Genomic DNA, 9,171 nt, shown 5'->3' on the forward strand with positions numbered 1-9,171 from the left:
AAAAAATACTTTCCAACCGGCTGTAGCGATCGCACTTGCCAAAAGAATAATTAATGTCCAGACCTGATTTTTTTGGGTTCCTTCCACTGATTTTAGGCGATTATCGATTCCCTCAACCTTTTCGGTTAACTTTGCCTGTCCTACCTCTAGCTTATTTAACCGTTCGTCGATTTTGTCAAATTTTTGGTTAACATCTTTTTGGAAAGTGTCAAATTTTTGGTCAACATCTTTTTGGAGACTTTCAAATTTTTGGTTAACATCTTTTTGGAGATTGTCAATTTTCCCCTCAATCCTAGTCAAAACAGCTTCTAGGGAATAGGTAACGGTTTCGTTAGACATAGTATCAACTTCCATTAGATATATTTTCTCAGTCTGCTATCGGGGACTATCTTAAAACTAAACCAGTTCACCGCTTTCTTGTAAAGAGTGGAGACGTTGATAGATTCCCTGCTGATTTAATAATTGGTCATGGCTACCGATCTCGACAATGCGACCATTATCCAAAACGACAATTTGATCAGCTTCTCGAACAGTACTGAGACGGTGGGCGATAATAATCGTGGTGCGAGTGCCTAAGATGGATTTCATGGCTAGTTGAATGGCTCTTTCTGACTCATAATCTAAGCTAGAAGTGGCTTCATCAAAAACTAACACATCTGGATCAACAATTAACGCCCTAGCAATTCCTAAACGCTGTCTTTGTCCCCCCGAAAGACGCACGCCCCTTTCCCCTACAATAGTGGAATAACCATTAGGTAATTCCTGAATAAATTCATCGACACGGGCAATTTTACAGGCTTCTTCTACCTTATCAAAGCTAATATTAGGATTACCGTAGGTGAGATTTTCTAACACCGTACCATTAAACACATCTACTTCTTGATGGACAATCGCTAACCGTCGCCGATACCAAGTCACATCTAAGCGACTAATATCCTCGCCATCTATCAGAATTTGCCCTTGACTCGGTTCAAAATAGCGGAAAAGTAACTTAACTAAAGTGGATTTTCCTGAACCAGATTTTCCCACTAATGCCACGGTTTGATAGGGTTCAATCAGAAGATTAATATCCTTTATAATCCTTCTTTCAGGACTATAGCCAAAGCTAAGATTACTTAATTCTACTTTCCCCGTAAAATGATAGGGATTGTGTTGGGCATGATCGGCTAAAAGACTACCAGCATCAGTGCCACTAGGCAAGTTGATAAATTCCTGTAAACGTGCCATAGAAGCATAGCGACGAGCGAAAGTTTCTGCCATTTGGGATAGGGGATCTAATTCCGCATAGGCCATACTAGCGAGGGTATAGGTGGTGATAAAATGCCCGATCGAGATTTTCTGTTGGACGGTGGCTAGGAGAGTAAAGAAAAATACTCCAAATAAACTAGCTTGGACGAGGGTTTTTTCCCAAGTAATTAAGTCCACATAACCCTTATGAATGCGATAGACAACGTAGGTAAATTCTCTCTCTAAACGCTGTTTCTGACGATATAATTCCTGTCCTTCTGTGGCAAAAGCTTTGACGGTTTTGATATTAGTAATAATCTCAGAATTGCGACTTTGGGTATTTTCGATGTGCTGATCAAGAATTCTTTCTTTTTGCATTAAATCTTTTAAATCTCTCAAAATAAAAGCTACAATTAATACAAAAGAAACAACAAAAGCGAGGGCGATCTGCCATTGAATTACCCAAATAACAAGAAAAATACCGAAAACTCTAAACAATTTTGGGATCATCATTCCCGCCACTTCGGGATAAGTCCAAGTATGATTTTCTATCCCTTTGGCGATCCGGTTAGCGATGCGTCCTGGATTATTTTCATCGTAAAAAGATAGGGGTAAGGTGAGAATTTTGGCAATAATTTTGTTGAGATGATCTCGTCGCGCTCTTAAGGATATTTCCCAGTGAAACCATACACCCAGCCAAGGCTGAATTGGTGCTTTAATTACCGTGGTTAGGAAAATTAAGCCTAATAATACTGCCAAACTAACCCACTTTTCTGAGGCAAAGGGAGTTAAAACCATGGTGCGATCGACCAAAGATTGCACGAATCCATCTAAAGGCTGATGAGAAAGAACATTAAGAATCTGTCCGACAGCGTAGGGAACCATCAGATCGATAATTTCAAAGACGCTGGATGCAGCAATGCTCAAAAAGGCGGCTTTTTGATAATTGCGATAGTAACTGAGAATATCGCGTAAGGAAGCCATAACATCAAGTAAATTGCCAATTTTTAACTTCTATCTGGTAACTGCTAACTGAAGAGACTAAAGGCACTTTTAGGATTGTTTTTCTGGAGTTACTATTATACTTGTGATAAAATTGTACAATATATTCACTAAAATATGTGTCAATTTGATTAAATTATGCTCGAATGGGTAAAGATCAGGTTTAAGAATTAACAGTTCTGCAACTCTATAAAGAGTTGATAATTTACAGATTTTTTAAGCATTAAACCAAGTTTGAGCGTTTTCTCTTTTAATTATTTCCCTATTCTCTCTATAAATATATTCAGTGACTAGGGTTTGATCAGAAGTAGATGCACCAGACCAATGATAACGAAAATGATCATTGGTTAAAAGTTCTACATCCCATTTTACTCCATTTATAGACTCACCGTTAGCGATTCTTTTTAAATTACTAATAGCCTTTAAAATCGAGGTTTTTCCTGCACCTGAGATACCAACTAATAAATTCAAATCTGGAAAAAAATCGCAAGAATCTATACTTAATCCAGAGGCTAAATCTTGATAGGATAACCTCAAAAGTTTCATAAAAATTTCTTTCCCTCTGCTAAAACTAAAAAGGGTGAGTTAATTCTCACCCCAAGATTTTACTGAGGATCGAGTTTTAGGACTGCCATAAATGCTTCCTGGGGGACATCAACAGTTCCGATCGCTTTCATCCGTTTTTTCCCTTTTGCTTGTTTGTCTAACAGCTTTTTCTTGCGGCTAATATCACCACCATAACACTTAGCTAAGACATCCTTTCTTAAAGCAGGAATATGTTCACTAGCGATAATTTTAGAACCAATAGCTGCTTGAATGGGAACCTTAAATTGATGCCGGGGAATCAATTCTTTTAACTTTTCGGTTAACGCACGACCAACATAATAAGCTTTATCCCGGTGAACGATCATCGCTAAAGCATCAACGGGATCACCATTGACCATAATATCTAATTTAACTAGCTCATTTTCCCGATAGCCAATTAATTGATATTCCATACTAGCATAACCGCGCGATCGAGACTTTAATTGATCAAAAAAGTCTGTCACCACTTCCGCTAAAGGTAACTCATAAATCAAAGCGGTGCGAGTTTTAGTAAAATAACGCATATCCTTGAAAACTCCCCGACGACTTTGACATAATTCCATCAAAGCACCTACATAGGTTTCCGGAGTAATCATTTCCACTTGGATATAAGGTTCCTCAATTTTTTCCCGTTTTTGTGGGGAAGGTAACAAACTGGGATTATCCACTTCGACAATTTCCCCATCGGTGGTAGTGACCTGATAAACTACCGAGGGAGCAGTGGTAATTAAATCTAAATTATATTCCCTTTCTAGTCTTTCCTGGACGATTTCCATGTGTAGCAGTCCCAAGAAACCGCAACGGAAACCAAAACCCATGGCGCTAGAAGTTTCCGGTTCATAGGATAGAGCTGCATCGTTTAATTTTAACTTTTCCAGGGCATCTTTGAGATCGGCATACTGATCAGCATCGGTGGGGAATAATCCGCAGAAAACCATCGGTTTTGCTTCTGTATAACCGGGTAAAGGCTCTTTTGCCGGTTTAGTGGTTAGAGTAATCGTATCACCCACCCGGGCATCGGCGACAGTTTTAATCGCGGCTGCCAGATAACCCACTTCTCCCGCGTGAAGTTCATTTACTTGTACCTGTTGCGGTGATAAAATTCCCAATTCATCGATCACAAATTCTTTACCAGAAGCCATAAAACGAATTTTATCGCCCTTTTTCACCCGACCATCCATGACGCGGAAATAGACAATTACCCCTCGATAAGCGTCGTAATAACTATCAAAAATTAAAGCTCGGAAGGGTTCTTCGAGGGTATCTTGGGGAGGGGGAACTAATTGGACGATCGACTCTAGAATATCATTAATACCGATCCCAGCCTTAGCCGAGGCACGAATCGCCTCACTACAGTCTAAACCCACCACTTCCTCGATTTCCGCCGCGACTCGTTCCGGTTCGGCACTGGGTAGGTCAATTTTATTTAAAACTGGGATAATTTCGAGGTTATTTTCCAGTGCTAGGTAAACATTGGCTAAAGTTTGCGCCTCCACGCCTTGGGACGCATCCACAACTAATAAAGCTCCCTCGCACGCCGCTAGAGACCGAGAAACCTCGTAGGAAAAATCCACATGGCCGGGGGTATCAATCAGATTAAGAACGTATTTTTGACCATCCTTAGCGGTATAATCCATCCGTGCCGCCTGTAACTTGATGGTGATACCTCGTTCCCGTTCCAAGTCCATATTATCGAGAAATTGTTCTTTCATCTCCCGTTGGGCTACGGTTCCTGTAATTTGCAGGAGGCGATCGGCGAGAGTTGATTTACCATGATCGATATGAGCGATGATGGAAAAATTGCGAATGCGAGAAACGGGAACGTCAGTCATCGTGGTTCACTGTTGGCAAAAGTCAGGGGTTTATAAAATTTTAGATTCCTTAATTCATTGTAGAGGTAAAGTCTCTAAGGCTGGAGCAAAAGCGAAAAGTAAAAGGTAAAAAAAGCTAAACTGCAAGTATAGTCAGGGTTTTGGCCTTGGCTTCCCCTCTCGGCATCCACAGGAAACTATGGTAGGCTTGATTATGGTGACAAAATCAGGGAAAGGGCAATGGCTAGGGTAAAGATGTAAGATTTGTCCAAATCGGATTACTATAGATAGGGCTGGCTGAATAAATATAAAAACCTTGTTGGATAAGGCTTTTAGACTTTTTTCCCTCAAAAAGTGCCTATGGAGTGATCGGGGGCAAAATTCCTGGACTTTTTCCCTGAAAATTAGGTAACTGACTACTTCAAAATCGGTAAAACCCTACACCCTACACCCTACACCCTACACCCTACACCCTGCCACCACGAAAAACTTTTTTCAGCAGCTCCTAGATAAACTCTTGGATAAGAATCCTCGACTGACGGGTAGAATGATAGATAGCAATAATTGATAGAGCTTATGAACGAAAATGCTACACCGACTCAGCGCACGGCGGAGAAAGTTGAAATCGCTATTCACCTTGACTCGGAAGTTTTAGAACAGATTAAACACCTGACTAACGATCCTAGTCGCATTATCGAAACAGCGATTAAACAGTGGCTAAGAGGAGAGAAACAACCGGATGAGGACTTAACCCGCCATCTTCGACGCAATCCTCCCGTACCACCCAAAGGGGAATGGAATGACTAAGATTTTTCAGTCTCTAATAGGTTATTTCCCGACGGAGAGACTGAAATATTTTCTTAGGTCAACCATTGATAGTAATTGAGATTTTTTCCCCAACTAAGCTGGTTAATAGTAGTATTGCCTGTAACAGCAACGCAACGGTTTAAGCTATTTACCTACTGCTCTGGTTTGCAGTAGGCTTAGTTGTCGTGTAACCCATAGGTGTATAGATTATTATGCCGTTGAATAAACAGGCTATCTTAGATGACATTTTTCGCAAAGCACCACCGTTGAACTCTGAGGACGACTGTGCTGAGAATGTTGTTATTCCTTTCATAATGAGGCTTGGTTACGACAGGAACCAGATACGTCGAAAAGTCTCAATCACTGGAACTTCAGGACATAGATTTAGAAAGCAAGCTGATATCGTTGTTTATATTGGGGAACGTCCGGCTCTTGTGGTTGAAACCAAGCGTATTCAGCATCGATTGAGCGAGGAGGATGTTAACCAAGCGCTTTCCTATGCTCAACTTCTTGAACCATCTACACCAATTGCAGTTCTGACTAATGGACGTGATTGGGAGATTTATTATTTGGATAGAGACGATATTGGCGGATTAGAATCCGTTCCTGAACCGCAAGAGCTTGAAAGCACAATACTTACTGTCTCTAGCAATGTAGTTCAATTGGAAAAGCGACAAGCTGCTGAGCGACTTTTAGTAACTATTGAAAATAAAGGTGACTTAGAAATAGCATTTAGGGAATGTCGAAAAGAGTTAGCTAAAGAAGGACTCATTGCCGAGTCTGCATTTGATGAGCTAACTAAAATTCTCACTTGTAAGTTTAACGAAGAGAAAAGAGATGCTGAAGGCCTTGCACCCAATCGCTTTACATCTTCCTGGCTTCTTGGCAGTGGACCTCTAGCTGCTTTACAGCAAATGTTTACTGACGCAAAACAGACTTTTAATGTATTCCCTACGGGAACTCAAATTCAAATTAGAAGCAACGAAACTGTTGAAAAAATTGTTCGTGAATTAGAGCCTTTTGGTCTTTATGGTTTTAAGACACCACTTGGCTTGGCTGGAGCAGGAGGAGATGTAGTTGGTTCTGTTTATGAGGCCTTTCTTACTGGAACACTCCGAGGGGACTTAGGACAGTATTTAACCCCAAGACAATTAGTTGAGTTCATGGTTGAGATAGCTGATATAAAAATTGGAGAAAAAGTCCTTGATTTATCATGCGGAAGTGGTGGCTTTCTTATTAGAGCGTTTATTAATGTCCGCAAAAAAATTCGATTTCTTGATTCTAGCCAAGATGAAAAAGATCATTTAGTTAGTAATCTTGTCACGAATAATCTATGGGGAATTGAGATAAATCCTCGGTTAGCCACTTTATGTCGAATAAATATGATTTTACATGGTGATGGCTATGAACATATTTATACAGGAGATTCAATTAGAGAAGATGTTTTTGGGAATACAGATGGACGCAGAACTGATTTTTTAAATATTGAGCAAAATAACGCAGCAATGTTTGATGTAATTCTCATTAATCCCCCGTTCAATATACCCTATGAAGATTCTGCTACTTTAAACCGGTATTATCTAGGACGAGGTAAAGCTGCTCAAGGTTCAGACTATTTGGTTCTTGAGAGAGCAATTCGACTATTAAAGCCTGAAACTGGACGTTTGCTAGTTATTTTGCCCCATGGTGTTGCCAGCGGAGTTTCCGAGACTGAAGTTCGCAACTTTGTGAAATCTCGTACACATATTCATGGTTGTATAAGCTTACCTGTCGGATCATTTAAGCCGTTTGGGGGGTCTAATGCTAGAACCTGTGTTTTGTATCTCAAGAAGACTACTGGAGACAATAAAAAGCGTTTTTTAGCACAAGCAGAACACGTTGGCTATGACATTACCTCAAAATATTATAGAGAAACTGATCTCAATGATTTACCTGTTATCGCGGAAGCCTATCATAGAGTAAAACTAGAATTGCAATGACTATCGAGTTAATTAAACCAGACCCTTTAATATTAACAATCACTGAAGAATCAGCCCGTAGTATCGATACAGTTGATGCTGGTGCAGCTTATACACAATATTTGCATGAGCAAATAGGTGAGTTTGAACAGCAGCCTTTAGGAAACTTTGTAGATGTTGTATCAAGAAGCGTTAATCCACGCTCTAGTAGATATGCTGGTCAAATATTTGAATATATAGATTTACGAGAAGTAGATGATATTTATGGCTATATATTAACTCTTAAACTTAATCAAGGAAATGAGATTGGAAGTACAAAACATCGCTTTCAAAAGAATGACATTCTCTTCGCCAAGATCATGCCCAGCTTGGCCAACAAAAAGATTGCGCTAGTAACTCAAGATGTAACTAACGCAGTAGCTTCAACTGAATTTATTGTTTTGCGAAAAAAATCACAAGCCGAGATTAATCTTTATTACCTTTTTCGGGCTTTACGTTCTGATCATTTTACCCGACAAGCGACAGCAAACGTTACTGGTGCAACGGGGCGACAGAGAATTAGCCCGTCTAGATTACTAGAATTACAAATAATTGTTCCCCCAGAAGAGATTCAAACACAAATTGGAGATGCTGTCGAACAAGAGTTTACGCTAAGGACATTGGCGGCAGAACAATCAAAGAAAGCTGATGACTTAGCTCAGCTTGTACTTGGTAATCTAACTCTTAGAACCGACAGCTAGAAAGCGCGGAAGGTAGGTTGGGTTGACGACTGTTACCCAACACCCCATCCGATAAACGGGCAAAATCATTTATAATTATTTGATAATAGCCGACGATTGTAGGGTGCGCCCTTCGATAGCGTAACGCACCGCTAACTTTAATGATGGTGGGTTATATAATTTAAAATTCTGAGGTAAATCATGCAACTAAAACTAACAAAAATATTTCAGAAAGTTCCCGAAGGCTATATTGGTTTCGTCGAAGAATTGCCAGGAGCTAATACTCAAGGAGAGACTCTAGAAGAAACTAGAAGCAATTTAGAGGAAGCAATTGAGCTAGTCTTAGAAGCTAATCGTATATTAGCTGAAGAGCAACTGCAAGGACAAGAAGTGATTCGAGAGTCTGTTACTTTCTGGGCTGCATGAAACGTATAAACTTAATTCGTCATTTAGAAGCTTATGGCTGTGAATTCTTAAGAGAAGGCGGCAATCATACGATTTATGTAAATCGTGTCAATCAGAAATCTTCAGCCATTCCGCGCCATCGTGAAATCAATGAATTCTTGACGCGGAAAATTTGTCGAGATTTACAAATACCAGAACCATGAGTGCGACTCCTGTTAAGCTGCTGTAGAGTGTAGGGTGCGTGTTTGCGGCTACTAATTTGGATAATAAAATAAAACTAACAATCCGCCGTAACGCACCAATTCTATTACTACTAATTAAACATAATCAATTACATTTAATTTACCTGTGTATCATCCCCTGTAGAATTTCTGGCAATTTATCGATTAAATTTCTGGCTTTTTGTTTAATATTTTTTATTTCCATAATGGTTTCTAAAATGACTCCTGACAATGGATAATTATCAACTATTCATTATTAATTAAAAGGGCGATCGCAAAATGACGCCTTCTTAAAAAAGAGATTAAACACCTTCAGCAAAACCCAAAGGTTGAAACTGAGCATCATTGATAATTTTAACCGTTTCCCCCGACTGCTTAATCACAAACAAACCGCGCCGATAGGCATAGACATCTATCCCCTGATCAATTTCAATGC

At 39.7% G+C, this 9,171-nt stretch carries 9 protein-coding genes and 1 pseudogene; 5 read left to right on the forward strand and 5 right to left on the reverse strand.

Annotation, left to right across the window (positions count from 1 at the left end):
* The 4 genes from O9295_RS02855 to lepA all read right to left on the reverse strand — a co-directional run.
* A partial coding sequence (locus O9295_RS02855; protein ID WP_288031558.1) for a DUF4164 family protein occupies nucleotides 1-339 on the reverse strand: 339 nt, incomplete at its 3' end.
* A gap of 57 nt (nucleotides 340-396) precedes the next feature.
* Nucleotides 397-2,211 (reverse strand): ABC transporter ATP-binding protein, encoded by a 1,815-nt coding sequence (locus tag O9295_RS02860; protein ID WP_288031550.1) that lies wholly within the window; start codon nucleotides 2,209-2,211, stop codon nucleotides 397-399.
* Between the two features lie 234 nt (nucleotides 2,212-2,445).
* On the reverse strand, nucleotides 2,446-2,775 hold the full coding sequence (locus O9295_RS02865; RefSeq protein WP_288031553.1) for an ATP-binding cassette domain-containing protein: 330 nt from the start codon (nucleotides 2,773-2,775) through the stop codon (nucleotides 2,446-2,448).
* Between the two features lie 59 nt (nucleotides 2,776-2,834).
* On the reverse strand, nucleotides 2,835-4,646 hold the full coding sequence (gene lepA, locus O9295_RS02870) for a translation elongation factor 4 (RefSeq protein WP_287693303.1): 1,812 nt from the start codon (nucleotides 4,644-4,646) through the stop codon (nucleotides 2,835-2,837).
* A 555-nt stretch (nucleotides 4,647-5,201) separates the two neighbouring features.
* Between lepA and O9295_RS02875 the strand changes: the two genes are divergently transcribed.
* The 5 genes from O9295_RS02875 to O9295_RS02895 all read left to right on the forward strand — a co-directional run bounded on the left by O9295_RS02875 (nucleotide 5,202) and on the right by O9295_RS02895 (nucleotide 8,717).
* Nucleotides 5,202-5,432 carry a type II toxin-antitoxin system CcdA family antitoxin gene (locus O9295_RS02875; protein WP_149988200.1) on the forward strand — a complete coding sequence of 77 codons (231 nt, stop codon included), beginning with the start codon at nucleotides 5,202-5,204 and terminating at the stop codon, nucleotides 5,430-5,432.
* 212 nt (nucleotides 5,433-5,644) lie between these two features.
* The gene (locus O9295_RS02880; RefSeq protein ID WP_002762205.1) at nucleotides 5,645-7,411 is read left to right on the forward strand and encodes an N-6 DNA methylase; all 1,767 of its coding nucleotides are present in this window, start codon (nucleotides 5,645-5,647) and stop codon (nucleotides 7,409-7,411) included.
* Nucleotides 7,408-8,130: a restriction endonuclease subunit S gene (locus O9295_RS02885; protein WP_002762203.1), complete on the forward strand. Its 723-nt coding sequence runs from the start codon at nucleotides 7,408-7,410 to the stop codon at nucleotides 8,128-8,130. Before O9295_RS02880 ends, O9295_RS02885 begins: the two co-directional genes overlap by 4 nt.
* 180 nt (nucleotides 8,131-8,310) lie before the next feature.
* On the forward strand, nucleotides 8,311-8,535 hold the full coding sequence (locus tag O9295_RS02890) for a type II toxin-antitoxin system HicB family antitoxin (protein ID WP_002734968.1): 225 nt from the start codon (nucleotides 8,311-8,313) through the stop codon (nucleotides 8,533-8,535).
* Nucleotides 8,532-8,717: a type II toxin-antitoxin system HicA family toxin gene (locus tag O9295_RS02895; protein WP_002735013.1), complete on the forward strand. Its 186-nt coding sequence runs from the start codon at nucleotides 8,532-8,534 to the stop codon at nucleotides 8,715-8,717. Before O9295_RS02890 ends, O9295_RS02895 begins: the two co-directional genes overlap by 4 nt.
* Before the next feature lie 320 nt (nucleotides 8,718-9,037).
* Here O9295_RS02895 and O9295_RS02900 read toward each other — a convergent pair.
* Nucleotides 9,038-9,171 (reverse strand): annotated as a pseudogene (locus tag O9295_RS02900) (DUF3782 domain-containing protein); the annotation flags it as partial.

The organism is Microcystis sp. LE18-22.4A, assembly GCF_027531105.1.
Classification (GTDB): Bacteria; Cyanobacteriota; Cyanobacteriia; order Cyanobacteriales; family Microcystaceae; genus Microcystis; species Microcystis aeruginosa.